This is a genomic window from Pseudomonas acericola (SeqCode) (assembly GCF_053456465.1).
The window spans coordinates 227,584-243,552 of the sequence record NZ_JBRFJB010000005.1 but is presented as its reverse complement, the minus strand read 5'-3'; the positions used below and the strand labels follow the sequence as shown (position 1 = coordinate 243,552).

Genomic DNA, 15,969 nt, shown 5'->3' with positions numbered 1-15,969 from the left:
TGGAGGTAGTCAATGGTTAGCCCTCATGTGGCGGTTCGGGTGCATGCACGGTGTGGATCAGAAGTCGTAGGCCAGCTTGGTGTACCAGTAGCCGCCGCCCGGGTAGAACGGCGGGTTGCCGTAGGCCGCAAGGCCCAGGTTGCTGTACACCGCGTGCTTGTCGGGGCGCACATCAAAGATGTTGGTACCGCCGATGCTCACGGTGAGGTGGTCGACGAAGGTGTAGCTCACGTCGAGGTCGGTGATCCATTTGGCGCCGAAGCTGCGATCGCCGCTGGGGTTGACCGCCAGGGTCTTGACCGCGCCGTAGCGCGCGGTTTGCAGGTTCACCGCGAGGTCGTCGATCTTCCAGTTGGCGCCGAGGATCCATTTGGTCTTGGGCGAGGCGTCGGTGAGGTCGCCGGCGCGGTCGCGGCCCACCAGGGTCACGCCGGTGTTGGCCAGCGCGGCCGGGGTGTCGCGGCTGTCCTGGATGGTGGTCTTGTTCCAGTTGAAGCCCAGGCTCCAGCGCACATCGCCATAGGCATCCAGCGGCGTGGTGTGGTCGGCGACCACGTCCAGGCCCTTGGTGCGGGTGTCGAAGGCGTTGGTGTAGTAGTTGACCCAGGTGCCGGACGGCACGCCTTGGGCGGTGAGGATCGCGTTGATCGCGCCGTTGCCACGGTCGTAGATGTTGCTGGTGAGGGCGATGCGGTCGTCGATGTCGATCAGGTAGGCGTCGGCGGTGATGCTGGTGCGCGGCGCCGGTTGCCAGGTCAGGCCGAGGCCGAGGTTGCGCGATTTTTCCGGCTTGAGGTCATCGCCACCGAGGGCCTTGGCCAGGTTGCTGCCCGACGGCGTCAGGCGGGTCACGGCGGGCACCACGTTGCCGTCGGCATCCAGGGCCACGCGGTTGTCGGCGACGGTGTAGCCGATCTGCGTGAGCGACGGCGCGCGGAAGCCGGTGCCGACGGTGCCGCGCACGGCCACGCTGTCGGTCAGCTCATAGCGTGAATTGACCTTGAGGCCGAAGGTGTTGCCCGAATCATCGTCGTAATGTTCGACGCGACCGGCCACATCCAGGAACCATTTATCGGTCAGGTCAAAACCCAAATCCAGGTAGCCGGCGACGTTGTTGCGGATCAGGCTGACTTCATCTTCCGGGCGGATCGTCACCGCCGCCTGCGCGCCGGACGCGGCGGGGTAGGTGCCGGTGATATAGGCCTCGCGGTCACCGGCGAAGGTGCTGAAATGCTCCCAGCGATGTTCCAGGCCGGCGGATACCTGCACCGGCGAGGTCAGGTTGAACAGGCTGTCGTAGCGGCGGGTGAAGTCGAGGTTGTTCACCCATTGTTCAAAGCGGAAGGTCGCCAGGTTGTCGAATTTGGTCGGTGACGCGGTGCCCAGGGACGGGTTGATATTCAGGTCGCTGGAGTGGTGCACATTGTTGCGCCCGTAGGTGGTGCTCAGGTCCCAGTTCCACTCGGCCAGTTCACCTTTGCCGCCAAACAGCAACTGGTAGTCGCGGTCCTTGATGTTGTTCAGCGGGAAGTAACCGTCGGGGAACACCTCGGGCACGGCGGCGGTGCCGGTGGGCAGGCGGAAATAGTTGGCGGCTTCTGCATCGCGTTCGCCGTAGGTGGAGAACGAGTACAGCGTGAGGTTTTCCAGGGGGAGTTCGGCGTTGTAGGCGAGGTTGAAGGCCTTGAGGTCGGGGTCGCCGTTCTTGATCGCCACCCGGTCCCAGGCGGCTTCCTTGGCCGGGTCGTTGAAGGCCTTGACGCTGCTGTCGGCCTTGTCGTTCCACGACGCATTGCCGCGTTTGCGCGCGTCGGCGGAGAGGTGGAAAAAGCCGCCCTGGCCCAGCTCGAAGCCTTGGTCGCCCGCCACCTTGATCGTCTCGCCTTCGCCTGAAAACAGCTGGCCGTAGCTGGTTTCCAGGTGGCCGCCGCTCTTGGTGTTTTTCAGGATGATGTTGATCACGCCCGCCACCGCATCCGAGCCGTACTGCGCGGCCGCGCTGTCCTTGAGCACTTCGATATGGTCCACGGCGCTGACCGGGATCAGGTCGATGTCCACCGCATTCGCGCCGCTGTTGTCGATGGAACCGCGCTGGCCAGTGGCGCCGTTGTGCCGGCGTTTGCCGTTGACCAGCACCAGGGTGTACGCCGGGCCGAGGCTGCGGTTGCTCAAGGGCCGCGTCACCGAGTTGTAGCCGGCGATATTGGTGCCGAAGTTGAACGACGGCAGCAGCTTGGCAATCGCCTCGGACAACTCTGCACGGCCGGTCTTGAGCAACTGGTCGCTGTTGATCACGTCAATCGGCGCCGGGCTGTCGGCCACGGTGCGCTCCTGGCCGCGCAGGCCGGTGGAGATCACGGTCACGGTGTCGAGCTTGGCGTCATCGGCAAACGACGGCGCGGCCGCCAATAGCAGGGAGCTGGTCAGCAAGGACAGGTGGAACTTCTTCAGCGGTAGGGCGCAGGCGATATCGGGCATGTCAGCAATAGTCCATTAATTCTGGTACTGGCCCGTGGCGTGGGTACAGCTTCGAAAGCGTTGTAGGGGAAACGATTAAGGTGGGGTTGAACTGAATTTATTACTATAAAAAACCTGAGTGAAATTCTTTTTTCGAATAAGCTAATTATTAAATATTGTTATTTAGATAATTTATAAAATTATTAATTTTCATGACCTGCATTGATGATCGTTCCCACGCTCCGCGTGGGAATGCATCCCGTGACGCTCTGCGTCACATAAGCGGACGCAGAGCGTCCGAAGCGGCATTCCCACGCAGAGCGTGGGAACGATCGGGTGGGGTGTGTTGAGTTGGATACATTTGACGGGTTGCGTCGCGAATGAGATGGATTATCAATTCTGTTTATTTCGGCATTTTTATCGCATAAACTCCGCCCCGCTGGCGTCTGGCCACCTTTCGCCTGCAGCAAAAACAATAACTATCTGGCGTAGGGGTGCAGGGCGTGAATGTCAAAAAAACTACAATCGCGATGGCCGTAGGGTCCATGGCGTGCCTGGCGAGCGGGGCCTGGGCGGCTGAGAGCAACAGCCTGGAAATCGCGCCGATCACGGTCAGCGGCGAAAAAATCAACCGCACCCTGGAGCAAACCCAGTCCAGCGTGGTAGTGGTGACCGAACAGCAACTGCGCGACAAGGCCGACCACAGCCTGGTCGATGTGTTCGCCCGTACGCCCGGCGTGTACAGCCAGGCCGGCAATGAAAACTGGGGGATTCGCGGTGTGCCGGTGTCCGGTTTCGACGACCAGGGCCCGGCCACCCTCAATGGCGCGGTGTCGGTGTATGTCGATGGCGCCGTACAGCCCAACCGTACCCTCACGCTGACGCCGACCGGCTTGTGGGATGTGGAACAGGTCGAAGTGTTCCTCGGCCCGCAGTCCACCACCCAAGGCCGCAACTCCCTGGCCGGCGCCGTGGTGATCCAGACCCGCAACCCGACCTTCCAACCAACCTTCTCGGCGCAAACCAACGTGGGCAACTACGGTGAAAAAGGCGCGGCTGTGGCCGGTGGCGGTTCCATCGTCGACGACAAGATCGCCGGGCGTATCGCCCTGGATTATCAGGACGGCGACGGCTACATCGACAACATTGCGTTGGGCAAAGACGCCAACCCCCATCGCACCAGCAATGCGCGCGGCAAATTGTTGATTGTGCCCACCGACGACCTCGATGTGCTGCTGACCTACGCCCACAACGAGCACCGCCAGGGCGACAACTCGGTGATGCGCAACAAGGACAAGGTGCGTTACTACAAGATTTCCTCCGACACCGAGGCCTACGACAACCTGATCCAGGACACCGTCAGCGCCAAGCTCGACTACCGCCTCGACGAGCACTGGTCGCTGACCAGCCTCACCGCCAACACCGCCTCCGACTACAACAACCGCCTGGACTTCGACCAGAACGCCGTCGACAACGAAGTGATCCGTCGTCGCCAGGACGGCAACCTGTTCAGCCAGGAACTGCGCCTCAACTACAGCTCGGACACGGTGAAGAGTTTTGTCGGCGCTTACTACGGCCACAACACCAACAACTTCCACGACCAGCTGTTGTTCGATGGCGACTTGGCGGCCACGGTCAAAGGCGCTACCACCATTGAAAACAAGGCGCTGTTTGGCGAAGTCGACTGGACCTTCGCCCCGCGCTGGACCCTGATCACCGGCCTGCGCTACGACCGCGAGTCCAACGACACGAACATCAAGCAGGACGACCTGTCCGATGCGGGCAAGGTCAACAAATCCTTCGCGGCCTTGTTGCCCAAAGTAGGCCTCAACTACGAACTCGCCGCCGGCCAATACCTCGGTTTCATGGTGCAGAAGGGCTATCGCGGCGGCGGCGTCAACGTGCGTTCCGGCAGTGGCCACGAGGCCTACGACCCGGAATACACCACCAACTACGAGCTGTCGTATCGCGGTTCATTCTTCGACGACACCTTGCGCACCCGCGCCAACCTCTACTACACCGACTGGAAAGACCAGCAGGTCAGCGTGCGCCAGGCCAACACCAATATCATCAACGTCTACAACGCCGGTCGCAGCGACATCAAGGGCCTGGAAGTGTTCGTCGAGAAAGACCTCAGCGAACAACTGACCCTGACCTTCGGCGGCGCGATCACCGACAGCCAGTACAAGGACTTCGTCACCGACCGGGGCCAGGACCGCAGCGGCGAAGCCTTCCTGTATGCGCCGAAGTACAAGGCATCGGTGGGGGCCCTCTACCGCGTCAACGAACGCCTGACGCTGAACACCGACGTCACCTACCAGAGCAGTGCGCCGTCGGCGTACGAGTTCAACGCTGCGGGCAAGGTCACGGGCGAGCGTCGCAGCGACAACTACGTGCTGGCCAACTTCAGCAGCGAGTACAAGGTCACTAAAAACGTCGCGGTGTCGGGCTTTGTGAAAAATGCCTTCGACAAGCAGTACGTCACCAACAACCGCGACGACGAAATCATCGACGCTGGTGCGCCGCGCACCTTTGGCATGGCGGTGCGGTACGACATGTAGCTAGAGCCCCATTCACAAGGTTGCACCGAGCCAGTGTGGGAGCGGGCTTGCCCGCGATAGCGGTCGGTCAGTTTTAGGTGTGCTGCCTGATCCACCGCCATCGCAGGCAAGCCAGCTCCCACATTTTGAACTGTGTTGATAGGGCCGACGGTGTTCGGCTGTAGATCTCACAAACACAGCCAATCCCTGTGGGAGCTGGCTTGCCTGCGATAGCGGTCGGTCAGTTACAGGTGTGTTGTCTGATCCACCGCCATCGCAGGCAAGCCAGCTCCCACATTTGATCTGATTTGTGTCTGGGATCTAGGTAGCAATCCACACCGAAACACACAACCCACGCTGTGCCACCGGGTCGCTGAACCCCAGCTCCACCCGCGCCCCAGTGCGCTCGGCGATGGCCTTGACGATCGACAGCCCCAGCCCGGAACCGGCTTCATCGGTGCCCAGGCTGCGATAGAACGGGTCGAACACCCGCGCCTGTTCCGCCACGGCAATCCCAGGCCCCGAATCCTTGATTTGCAACTGCACCGCGTCCGCCATCACCGTAACCGACAGGTCGATGCGCCCGCCCTCCGGGGTGTAGCGGATGGCGTTATCCACCAGATTCTTCACCAGGGCGAACAGGTCCATTTCGTTGAAGCGCACCTGCACGTCCTGCGGGCTGTCGACGCCGATATCGATGCCTTTGCGCTCGGCCAGCGGCAGTAAATCCTCCAGCACCTGGCGATACACCTCATGCACCGAAAGCTCGGTTTCCGCACGTTCCGAGGTGGCTTGCGCCGTCGCCAGGCTCAACAGCTGGTCGATCAGTTTGCGCCCGCGTTCGATGCCTCGGGACAACGGCACAAAACGCTCGCGGGCCTCGGGCGACAGGTCCGCGCCGGCCAGCCGGTCGGCCTGCAAGGCCAGTGCGGTCATCGGCGAGCGCAGCTCATGGGCGGCGTCGGCGACAAAGCGCCGCTGGGTGTCCATCGACTGGCCGACCCGGGCCAGCAGGCGGTTGATTGCCACCACAAACGGGCGCACTTCGGTGGGCAGGTGTTGCTCGTCAATCGGGTGCAGTTGGTGCTCGGCGCGCCGGTCGATCTGCGCCGCCAGCACGCCAATCGGGCGGAACAACTTGCGCACCAGATCGCCGACCACCAGCAACAGCACCGGAAACAGGATCAGGAATGGCAACAGGCTGCGCCACGCGCTTTCGCGGGCGTCCTTGTCCCGGGCCGCCGACTCCTGGGCCACGGCAATGCGCTCGCCGTGGGCGGTGGTGCGCACCAGCACGCGGAAGGCTTCGCCTGCCACCTCGACTGTGGAAAGGCCGTCGGCCAGGCTGGCGGGGAAGGGCAGCGGCAGCGCTTCATCGTTGCTGCCCGTGGCGTGCGCGCCGTCACCGAGGTGCTGGATGATCAAGCGGGTTTCTTCGTCATCACCGTCGATGGTTGTGCCCTGCGGGTACTGCAAGGTCATCTGCTGGCGGTCGTACAGCATGGCCACCTGGCGCAAGGTCTCGTCCTGCTGTTCGTGTGCCTCCTCGAACGCCGAGACAAACGCGAACACGCTGGCCAGCAGCGCCACCAACAGAATCGCCAGGGACAGCGTCACTGACAGGCGCAGTTGCACCGATTCACTCAAACGCCTTTTGAAACCATCCATCCCATGCCCCTGACGTTCTTGATCACATGAGTGCCCAACTTGCGCCGCAACGCGTGAATCAGGAACTCGATGGCGTTGCTTTCCACTTCGTTGCCCCAGCCATACAGGCGGTCTTCCAATTCGCTGCGCGACAGAATCGCCCCCGGGCGAACCAGCAAAGCCTGCAACAACGCAAACTCGCGGCTGGACAGCGCCACGCCGGGTTGCCCGTCGATAGTGGCCTGCTTCGACAGCAGGTCCAGCGATACCACGCCATTGCCCAGCACCGACTGCGCGCTGCCGCCTTTGCGGCGCAGCACGGCGCGGATGCGTGCGAGCAACTCGGGAATGTCGAAGGGCTTGAGCAGGTAGTCATCGGCGCCGCCATCCAGGCCGCGCAAGCGGTCGTCAAGGCTGTCGCGGGCGGTGATGATCAGCAGCGGCACCGGGTTGTTGCGCGCGCGGATCGTGTCCAGCACATCGAGGCCGTCCTTGCCGGGCAGGCCCAGGTCCAGCAGCACCAGGTCGTAGGGATGGGTGTCGAGGGCGGCCAGGCCGGTGAGGCCGTTCTTGACCCAGTCGGCGGCATAGCTCGCATCGCTGAGGGCGCGCTGGATCGCGTCGCCAATCATGGGGTCGTCTTCGACCAGCAATATGCGCATCGCGCTCTCCGCTGAAATAGCCAACGCGGCGAGGTGATCGCCGCGTGTGTAGTGAAGCACCTGTGGCGCCAAGCGTCAGCCTTTCATCGCGTCGAAGGCCTTGAGCAGGTCATCCATCGAGGCCTTGCAGTCGGCCCTGTTGGGGTTGCCGTCACGCAGCGCCGAGAGCGCGTGGTCGATGGCCTTGTCCAGCACGTGCCAGTCGTTGGCGGCACGCGGCTTGATCCCGGCTTCGGCGGAGTCCCAGCTGCTTTCCAGGTCCTTGATGCGGGCTTTGGCGCCCGCCAGGTCGTTTTTGGCGACCAGGGCGGAGACGTCCACGGCAATGTTGCGGAACTCCGACAGGTCGCCCAGCTTCGATGCCTGGCGTTGGTTGGTGGACGGGCTGGCGCCGCTCGCCGGTTTGTCGGCCGGTTTCGAGCAGCCGGTGGCGATGCTCAGCAGGGCAATGGCGCCGGCGATGGCCGCGCGGCGAATCAGGTTTTGCATAGGGCGCATAAGGGTTTCCTTGAGGTGAGTAGTCATTGGGTAATGGTTTTGCGATTGACGACACTGAGTTGCGCGACGGCCACCAGCAGCACGATCACGCAGAGGAAGATCGCGCTGGTCCAGTTGGCGCCCATGCCCAGGCCGCCGTAGGTCTTGGCTTGGGTCAGCAGGTCGCCAAGGGACGCGCCGAAGGGGCGGGTGAGGATGTAGGCGATCCAGAACGTCAACACCGGGTTGGCTCCCAGGCGCCAGGCCAGCAGGGCGACGCCGATCAAACCGGCGAAAATCATCGCGCCCACGGTGAAGCCCAGGCCCAGCGCTTCGGTGGCCAGGTCGCCGGCGGCGGTGCCGAGGGCAAAGGTGCACAGCACCGTGGTCCAGTAGAACCATTCGCGGCGCGGGGTCACGATGTCGCGGATCGACAGGCTGCGTTCAGTGCGGTACCAGACTATGAAATTGAGCGCCAGCAGCACCGAGAAAATCGCCGTGCTGGTGTAGAGGCTGACGTCGAGTTTGTCGGTGAGGATGTCGGTGATTTGCGTCCCGACGATGCTCACCAACACCACGGTCAACCAGTAGATCCACGGCGTATAGGCCTTGGTGCGCAGTTGGCCGAACAACGCCACGGCCAGCAGCGCGGCCATGCCCAGGCTGGTCCAGCCGGCGCCGAAGCCGGCCTCCACGGCGAGGTAGTCCGCGCCGGTTTCGCCCACGGTGGTGGACAGGATCTTGATCACCCAGAAGGCCAGCGAGACCTCGGGTACTTTGTTCAGCCAACGGGCTGCTGTGGCATTCATCGGGCTTACCCCTCCTTGACCGCGCTGTGGTTGGCGCAGGAGAAAAGGTAAAGCACAAAACTTAGCTGGGACTGAGGGTGCTGATCGTTCCCACGCTCCGCGTGGTAACGCCTCCTGGGACGCTCCGCGTCCCGCCTACGTAAGGGTGACGCAGAGCGTCACAGGGAGCATTCCCACGCAGAGCGTGGGAACGATCAAACACGCTTAGTTGCGGTGTTTTTTCAGGATATGCGCCAGGCCCAGGGTGGTCAGGTGCACCACGCTGCCCATCGGCGGCGCTTGCAGGCCGGAGCTGCGCACCAGGATCGCGTGGCCGTTGGCGTGCAGCTTCACGGTCAGCGTGCAGGTATTGCCGCCAAACTCGCGCTCGATGACTACGCCTGGGCAGCCGGTAAGGTCGCTGGTGCTCAGTTGCAGTTGCTCAGGGCGCAGCATGATGCGGGTGGCGTCGTGGTCGAGCTTGCTGTCCACCGCCACGCGCCCCAGGTCGCAGTGCGCCCAACCGGCTTCGACCCGGGCGGGCATGACCACCGCCTCGCCGAGAAACAACGCAGTCTGTTCATCAATCGGGTATTGGTACAGGTCCATCGGATGGCCCGACTGCACCAGCCGGCCCTGGCGCATCACCGCCAGTTGATCGGCGAACGACAGCGCTTCGCTCTGATCGTGGGTCACCAGGATCGTGGTGATGCCCGCATCGCTGAGCAGCCGCGCGACCATCTTGCGCATCGCCGAACGCAGCCCGGTGTCCAGGGCGGAAAAAGGCTCATCCAGCAACATCAGCAGTGGCTGTTGCGCCAGGGCGCGGGCCAGTGCCACGCGTTGCTGCTGGCCGCCGGACAGCTCGTGGGGCCAGCGCCACGCCATGTTGGCGTCGAGGGCCACGCTGTCCATCAACTCGGCGATGCGTTCGCGGCGCGCCTCGCCCTGGCTCGCCAGGCCAAAGCCGATATTGTCGGCCACGGTCATGTGCGGGAACAGCGCGCCATCTTGCGGCACGTAGCCGATCTGGCGCTGGTGGGCGGGCACGGCGTGGGTGTTGTCCACCAGGGTCTGGCCGTTCAGCGTGAGGCTGCCGGTATCGGGAAACTCAAAGCCGGCGATCATCCGCAACAAGGTGGTCTTGCCCGAGCCGGACGGCCCGACGATCACCGTGCGGCTGCCGGTCGGCACCGACAAGCTGACGTCCGCCAGGGCGCGCTGGGCGCCGAAGGATTTGCAGAGTGCGTTCAGTTCGAGGGCGTTCATCGGCCTGCCGTGCGTTTGGATTGGTGATAGAGAAGGCCGGTCAACGGCAGTGACAGCAGGATCATGATCAGCGCGTAGGGCGCGGCGGCTGCGTAGTCGATCTCGCTGGTCATCGCCCAGAAACCGGTGGCCAGGGTGCGCGTGCCGTTGGGTGCCAGCAACAAGGTTGCGGTCAATTCGTTGGTGATCGCCAGGAACACCAGCGCCGCACCCGCTGCGGCAGACGGTGCAGCCAGGCGCATGGTGATCAGCCACAACGCACGGCCCGGCGAACGGCCGAGGCTGCGCGCCATGTTTTCCAGCTCCACCGGCGCCTGGGCGATGCCGGCGCGCAGGCTCACCAGCGCCCGGGGCAGGAACATCAGCAGGTAGGCGAGCAGCACGGTAAGGGTGGTCTGGTAGATCGGCCGGGCGAAGTGGATGGTCACCGTGACCAGGGCCAGGGCCACGACGATGCCGGGCAACGAGCTGGTGATGTAGTTGCAGCCTTCGAGGATGCGCTGCAAACGCCCCGGCGCGCGGATCGACAACCAGGCAATCGGCACCGCCGCGCAGGTGGTCAACAGCGCCCCGGCAATCCCCAGTTGCACAGTTTGTTGCAGCGCCGGCAACAGCTCGCCGAACTGCCAGACCTCGCTGCCACCGGCGATCAGCCATTTGCCCAGCGTGACCAGTGGCACGCCGAGGGCCAGCGCGCAGGTCGCGGCTTGCAGGCCGAGGGCGAGCAGGGTGGTGCGGGTGTCCAGTTCGACAATGCGCTGCTCACGGGCGCTGCCGGAACCGACTCGCGCATAACGCGCATGGCCGCGTGCGGCGGATTCGACGGTGAGCATCGCCAGGCAGCACAGGGCCAATACCGCCGCGAGCATATTCGCCGCCGGGCCGTTAAACGTGGACTTGAACTGGTCGAAGATCGCCGTGGTGAACGTATCAAAACGGATCATCGCGTACAGGCCGTATTCGGCCAGCAGGTGCAGGCCCACCAGCAGGGCGCCGCCGCAGATCGCCAGGCGCAGCTGCGGTAACACCACCCGGTAAAACACCGCCCAGGGCCTGAGGCCCAGGGACTCGGCGACGTCTTCAATCGCCGGGTCCAGCCGACGCAAGGTGGCCGCCACCGGCAGGTACAGAAACGGGAAATAGGCAATCACCGACACCAAAACGCCTGCCGGTAAACCATGGATCGCCGGCACCAAACTGACCCACGCATAGCTGTGCACAAACGCCGGCACCGCCAGTGGCGCCACCGCCAACAACGACCACACGCGGCGGCCCGGCAGGTTGCTGCGCTCAGTCAGCCAGGCCAGGGCCACGCCCAGCGCGATGCACAAGGGCAGGGTGAGCAACACCAGCAGCACGGTGTTAACCAGCAGCTCGCCGACCCGTGGGCGCCACACCAACGCCTCGATCTGCGCCCAGCCGATCTGCCACGACACGCCGACCACAAAAGCAATCGGCAGCAGCGCCAACAGCGAAACCAGCACCGACAGGCTGGTGACCCACGTGCCGCCACGGCCCCTGAACAGGCTGTGGCTGCGTCTACGTGGCGCCGCGTGGGCGACGCTTTGGAGTGACGTTTCAGGCAACAATCAGAGCAGTCCGGCCTGGGTCATCAACTCCACGGCTTTTTTGCTGTTGAGCTTGGAGGCATCCACCTTGGGCGCGTCCAGCTGCGCCAGCGGCACCAGCTTGGGGTTGGACTGGGCGTTCTGGCCGACAGCGTATTCGAACGAATTGCCGTCCTTGAGGATCGCCTGGCCGTCTTTGCCGGTGATCCACTTCACGAAGGCCTGGGCCTGTTCCTGATGTTTGCTGGAAGCCAGCACGCCAGCGCCGGAAATGCTCACAAACGCGCCCGGGTCCTGGTGTTTGAAGTAATGCAGTTTGGTGTTCTTGCTGTTTTCACCGGTCTTGGATTGATCGACAAAGCTGTAGTAGTGATAGATCACACCGCTGTCCACCTGGCCGGCATTGACCGCCATGAGCACGGCGCTGTTGCCACGGTAGATGCTTGCGTTGGCCTTCATAGCCTTGAGCCAGTCCAGGGTGGCGGCTTCGCCTTTCAGCTCCAGCACGGCGGCGACGATGGCCTGGAAGTCGGCACCGGCCGGCGAGGCGGCCCAGCGGCCTTTCCAGTCGGGGGACGCGAGGTCCAGCAGCGACTTGGGCAAGTCGGCTTCCTTGAGTTTGCTCGGGTTGTACACAAACACCGTGGAACGCGCGGCAATGCCGATCCACTTGCCATGGGCCGGACGGTAGGCGGCGTCCACTTGTTCCAGGGTGGCGGGCGCCACCGGCGCGAACAGCCCGGCATTGTCCACCAGCACCATGGCCGGAGAGTTCTCGGTGAGGAACACATCGGCGGGGGAGGCGTCGCCTTCCTGCACGATCTGGTTGCCCATCTCGGTGTCATCGCCGTTGCGGATCGTCACCGGAATCCCGGTCTCCTGGGTGAACCCCTCGACCCACGCCTTGGTGAGGCTTTCGTGCTGGGCGTTGTACACCACGATGCCCACCGAATCGGCGGCATAGACATGCCCGGCGCTGAGCAAGGCAGTGGCGAGCAGGGCTGTTTTGAGGAAGGACGGAAGACGAGTGGTCATGCGGTGAGCGCTCCGGGTTTTTATGGCTGCACGGGAAGTCCGCTGGTGGTCGATTGAGACTAGACCAATAGGAATCATTTGCATGTTTGGGCGCGGCGAATGTAGAGCGGGGAATGAGAAAAAAACGTCAAAGAAACGGTTAACAAATGTGATGGGGTCTATCAGACAGTGCCGATCCCAAAGGGGATGGCGGGTGTGCCTATTTTTTGAGCCCGGCGCAAATTCAAATGTGGGAGCTGGCTTGCCTGCGAAGGCGGTGGGTCAGCTAGCATTTTTGGCGACTGGCACACCGCCTTCGCGGGCAAGCCCGCTCCCACAGGGGATGGCGGGTGTGCCTATTTTTTGAGCCCGGCGCAAATTCAAATGTGGGAGCTGGCTTGCCTGCGAAGGCGGTGGGTCAGCTAGCATTTTTGGCGACTGGCACGCCGCCATCGCGGGCAAGCCCGCTCCCACAGGGGATTGCGGGTGTGCCTATTTTTTGAGCCAGGCGCAATTCAAATGTGGGAGCTGGCTTGCCTGCGAAGGCGGTGGGTCAGCTAGCATTTTTGGCGACTGGCATACCGCCTTCGCGAGGAAGCCCGCTCCCACACAAGCCTGCACCCACAAGGGATTTCCAGTGTCTGTGGGTGTGCTCACACCCGCCCCACCAACTCCACCCGACACCCCGGCCCCGCATCACTGACCGTCAGTTTCAAATCATGCAACCTGGCCACCGCCGCGACCATGCTCAACCCCAGCCCATTCCCCGGCGTATGCCGGCTCGCTTCCGCGCGATACAACCGGCGCAGCACCGCCTGGCGTTCGCCTTCGGGAATGCCCGGGCCGTTGTCTGTCACATGAATGCCGACCCCAGCCCCATCGGCGATGACGCTCAAGCGCACGTGGCTGTGGTCGGGTGAAAACTTGATGGCGTTGTCCAGCAGATTGCACAGCGCATCGAACAACAACTGCGCATCCCCGGCCATCACCGCCGGGGCCTGGCTGTTGTCGAGGCTGAGGGTGGTGCCGCGTTCTTCCGCCAGCGGTTCATACAGTTCGGCCGCATCGGCGGCGATCAGGTTGAGGTCCACCGGGGCGAAGTGGCTGCGGCGTGCGCTGTTTTCGATTTCGGAGATGCGCAGCAGGGCCTTGAAGGTCAGCAACAGACCCTTGGCTTCAGTCAGCGCGGCATCGACGCTGGCGGCGTAGTCTGGCGGCGCCATGTCGCGCCGCTGTGCGCGTTCCAGGCCGGCGATCAGGCGGGTCAGCGGGGTGCGCAGGTCGTGGGCGATGTCGTCGCACACGCCTTTGACTTCGCTCATCAACCGCTCCAGTTCATCGAGCATGCCGTTGACCACCAACGCCAGGCGGTCGATGTCGTCGTTGTTGCCGCGCACCGGCAGGCGGCCGGTGAGGTCGCCTTCGATGATGCCCTTGATCGACCGGCTGACCTTGTCCAGCCGCCGGTGCGCCGAGTAACCCAGCACCACCGCGCCCGCCAGACCGACCAGCAGTAACAGCAGGCCGCCGGAGATCAGCGCGTTGATCAGCAACTCGTCGAATTCGCGGATGTCATGCACGTCCTGGGCGACCAGCAGCAGCTTGCCGTCCTCCAGGCGATGCACGATAAACCGCACGGGCCGGTGATGCCCGTTGGCCTTGAGCCAGCGAAACTCCTGGGGCTTGTCCAGCGCGGTGTACGGCGGCAACTGGCGGATCGCGCCGGCGATGAACTGGCCGTTGGCGTCGAACAGGCTGTGGGGCAGGCGCGCTTCGGTGTCTTGCAGCACGTGCTTGCGTATTTCATGCAGGCGCAGGTCAGGGTCCTGGGCGCTGCGGTTGTCCACTTGGCGATACAGCGCGGTATCCGCTTCGGTCTTCAAGTAGAACGCGGTTTGCCAATAGATGTAGCCGAACAGCGCGAGGAACGAGCAGCCAAACAAGCCGAGGAACAGCAGGCCGGTGCGAAAGCTGATGGTGCGCGGGATTTCACTCAGGCGAACGGAGGACATAGCCAGCTCCCCGTACGGTCTGGATCATCTGCCCATCGCCTTCGCCGTCGATCTTGCGGCGCAGGCGGCCGATGTGGACTTCGATCACGTTGGTGCGCTCGTCATAGCTGTAGTTCCACACGGCTTCAAACAGCATGGTGCGGGTGATCACCTGGCCGGCGTTGCGCATCAGGTATTCGAGCAACGCGTATTCACGGGGCACCAACTCGATGATGCGATCACCACGGCGCACGGTGCGGCGCAACAAGTCGACCTCCAGGTTGGCCACCCGCAGGTGGGTTTCCTGTGCCGGCGCCGCAGGTTCGGCGCGGCGGCGGTTGAGGGCATCCAGGCGGGCGGTCAGCTCGATGAATTCGAAGGGTTTGGTCAGGTAGTCGTCGCCCCCGGCCCGCAGCCCGCGCACGCGCTCGTCGAGGGCGCTCAGCGCGCTGAGGATCAACACCGGCGTGGTAATGCCAGCGGCGCGCAGGGCGGTGAGCACGCCGAGGCCGTCGACGCCGCCGGGCAGCATGCGGTCGAGCACGATCAGGTCGAAGGGCTCGCTCAGCGCCTTGAGCAGGCCGTCGCGGCCGTTGAGCACGGTGGTCACGCTGAAACCGTAGTCACTGAGGGCCAGTTCGATTTCGCGGGCGGTGGTTAAGTCGTCTTCAACGACCAGAACATGAGTCATGGCAGAGAACCGGTCACGTCTTCGGGGCAGAGGTGGCATAGTGTGGCAAAGCCTTGGGGGGCGCTACGTCGCCGCCAGATAAATTAAAGTTTAGATTCGAGCCGGAGGCGACACCGTGCGCATTCTTGTGGTTGAAGATGACGAGCAGACCGCCCACTACCTGTTGCGCGGCCTGAGCGAAAGCGGGCATGTGGTCGATGTGGCCCACGACGGCACCCACGGGCTGGGCCTGGCCCTGGAAGGCATTCACGATGCCTTGATTGTCGACCGGCGCCTGCCGGGCCTGGATGGCATCGCGCTGGTCAAGGCGTTACGCGCGCGCCAGTCGCGGGTGCCGGTGCTGATGCTCAGCGCCCAGGCGTCCACCCGCGACAAGGTCGAAGGCCTGCAAGCCGGTTGCGATGACTACCTGGCCAAGCCCTACGCCTTTGCCGAAGTGCTGGCGCGGCTCGACGCCCTGCTGCGCGGCCGCGAGCAAGCGGGGCGGACGTTGCAAGTCGGCGAGCTGCAACTCGATTGCGCCACCCGCACCGCCGTGCGCCAGGGCCGCAGCATTGCCCTGCAACACCGCGAAGCGCTGCTGCTGGAAAAACTCATGCGCCACAGCGGCCAGGTGGTCACCCGCGACATGCTGCTCGACAGCGCCTGGGACTACGCCTTCGACCCCAATGACAACGTGATCGACAAACACATCCACCGCCTGCGCCGCAAGCTGGACGAGGGTTTCGAACACTCGCTGATCAAGACCATCCCCGGCGCCGGCTACAGCTTCCAGGCTTCCTAAACAAAAGTTTATCCACCGACGAACGCCCCGGCAGGCACCCCTCGCTATCTTCGCCGCATTCTTTAAGCGGGGGGACGCGTG

The 15,969-nt window shown here is 63.6% G+C and carries 12 protein-coding genes; 2 read left to right on the top strand and 10 right to left on the bottom strand.

The window, feature by feature from the left end; translation table 11 throughout:
• Positions 1–57: 57 nt before the first annotated feature.
• Entirely contained in the window at positions 58–2,478 is a 2,421-nt protein-coding gene (locus ACU688_RS20590; RefSeq protein WP_448186185.1) for a TonB-dependent receptor plug domain-containing protein, read from the bottom strand.
• Positions 2,479–2,960: 482 nt separating this feature from the next.
• Here ACU688_RS20590 and ACU688_RS20585 point away from each other — a divergent pair, with 482 nt between their 5' ends.
• Complete coding sequence (locus tag ACU688_RS20585) at positions 2,961–5,018, top strand: TonB-dependent receptor (RefSeq protein WP_448186184.1); 2,058 nt, start codon at positions 2,961–2,963, stop codon at positions 5,016–5,018.
• A 300-nt stretch (positions 5,019–5,318) separates the two neighbouring features.
• On the opposite strand, the gene ACU688_RS20580 is transcribed toward ACU688_RS20585, so the two are convergent.
• The 9 genes from ACU688_RS20580 to ACU688_RS20540 all read right to left on the bottom strand — a co-directional run bounded on the left by ACU688_RS20580 (position 5,319) and on the right by ACU688_RS20540 (position 15,104).
• A complete protein-coding gene (locus tag ACU688_RS20580; RefSeq protein ID WP_448186183.1) occupies positions 5,319–6,665 on the bottom strand; it encodes an ATP-binding protein in 1,347 nt (448 codons plus the stop codon).
• Entirely contained in the window at positions 6,641–7,306 is a 666-nt protein-coding gene (locus ACU688_RS20575) for a response regulator transcription factor (protein WP_448186182.1), read from the bottom strand. The genes ACU688_RS20580 and ACU688_RS20575 overlap by 25 nt, the downstream gene beginning before the upstream one ends.
• 75 nt (positions 7,307–7,381) lie before the next feature.
• Positions 7,382–7,804 carry a hypothetical protein gene (locus ACU688_RS20570; protein WP_448186181.1) on the bottom strand — a complete coding sequence of 141 codons (423 nt, stop codon included), beginning with the start codon at positions 7,802–7,804 and terminating at the stop codon, positions 7,382–7,384.
• Between the two features lie 23 nt (positions 7,805–7,827).
• Positions 7,828–8,592 carry a COG4705 family protein gene (locus tag ACU688_RS20565; RefSeq protein WP_448186180.1) on the bottom strand — a complete coding sequence of 255 codons (765 nt, stop codon included), beginning with the start codon at positions 8,590–8,592 and terminating at the stop codon, positions 7,828–7,830.
• Positions 8,593–8,796: 204 nt separating this feature from the next.
• Positions 8,797–9,840: an ABC transporter ATP-binding protein gene (locus tag ACU688_RS20560; protein ID WP_448186179.1), complete on the bottom strand. Its 1,044-nt coding sequence runs from the start codon at positions 9,838–9,840 to the stop codon at positions 8,797–8,799.
• The gene (locus ACU688_RS20555; protein WP_448186178.1) at positions 9,837–11,429 is read right to left on the bottom strand and encodes an ABC transporter permease; all 1,593 of its coding nucleotides are present in this window, start codon (positions 11,427–11,429) and stop codon (positions 9,837–9,839) included. Before ACU688_RS20555 ends, ACU688_RS20560 begins: the two co-directional genes overlap by 4 nt.
• Complete coding sequence (locus ACU688_RS20550; RefSeq protein ID WP_448186177.1) at positions 11,430–12,443, bottom strand: iron ABC transporter substrate-binding protein; 1,014 nt, start codon at positions 12,441–12,443, stop codon at positions 11,430–11,432.
• A gap of 632 nt (positions 12,444–13,075) precedes the next feature.
• The gene (locus ACU688_RS20545; RefSeq protein ID WP_448186176.1) at positions 13,076–14,434 is read right to left on the bottom strand and encodes a sensor histidine kinase; all 1,359 of its coding nucleotides are present in this window, start codon (positions 14,432–14,434) and stop codon (positions 13,076–13,078) included.
• The gene (locus ACU688_RS20540; RefSeq protein WP_448186175.1) at positions 14,412–15,104 is read right to left on the bottom strand and encodes a response regulator transcription factor; all 693 of its coding nucleotides are present in this window, start codon (positions 15,102–15,104) and stop codon (positions 14,412–14,414) included. The genes ACU688_RS20545 and ACU688_RS20540 overlap by 23 nt, the downstream gene beginning before the upstream one ends.
• A gap of 115 nt (positions 15,105–15,219) precedes the next feature.
• On the opposite strand from ACU688_RS20540, the gene ACU688_RS20535 reads away from it, so the two are divergent.
• Positions 15,220–15,888, top strand: a complete 669-nt coding sequence (locus ACU688_RS20535) for a response regulator transcription factor (RefSeq protein WP_448186174.1) — start codon at positions 15,220–15,222, stop codon at positions 15,886–15,888.
• Positions 15,889–15,969 lie beyond the last annotated feature (81 nt).

What these genes read in the sequence shown, in the direction of transcription:
- ACU688_RS20590 (WP_448186185.1), bottom strand. Translation starts at nt 2,478, where the DNA reads ATGCCCGATATCGCCTGCGCCCTACCGCTGAAGAAGTTCCACCTGTCC.
- ACU688_RS20580 (WP_448186183.1), bottom strand. Translation starts at nt 6,665, where the DNA reads ATGGATGGTTTCAAAAGGCGTTTGAGTGAATCGGTGCAACTGCGCCTG.
- ACU688_RS20575 (WP_448186182.1), bottom strand. Translation starts at nt 7,306, where the DNA reads ATGCGCATATTGCTGGTCGAAGACGACCCCATGATTGGCGACGCGATC.
- ACU688_RS20570 (WP_448186181.1), bottom strand. Translation starts at nt 7,804, where the DNA reads ATGCGCCCTATGCAAAACCTGATTCGCCGCGCGGCCATCGCCGGCGCC.
- ACU688_RS20565 (WP_448186180.1), bottom strand. Translation starts at nt 8,592, where the DNA reads ATGAATGCCACAGCAGCCCGTTGGCTGAACAAAGTACCCGAGGTCTCG.
- ACU688_RS20560 (WP_448186179.1), bottom strand. Translation starts at nt 9,840, where the DNA reads ATGAACGCCCTCGAACTGAACGCACTCTGCAAATCCTTCGGCGCCCAG.
- ACU688_RS20550 (WP_448186177.1), bottom strand. Translation starts at nt 12,443, where the DNA reads ATGACCACTCGTCTTCCGTCCTTCCTCAAAACAGCCCTGCTCGCCACT.
- ACU688_RS20545 (WP_448186176.1), bottom strand. Translation starts at nt 14,434, where the DNA reads ATGTCCTCCGTTCGCCTGAGTGAAATCCCGCGCACCATCAGCTTTCGC.
- ACU688_RS20540 (WP_448186175.1), bottom strand. Translation starts at nt 15,104, where the DNA reads ATGACTCATGTTCTGGTCGTTGAAGACGACTTAACCACCGCCCGCGAA.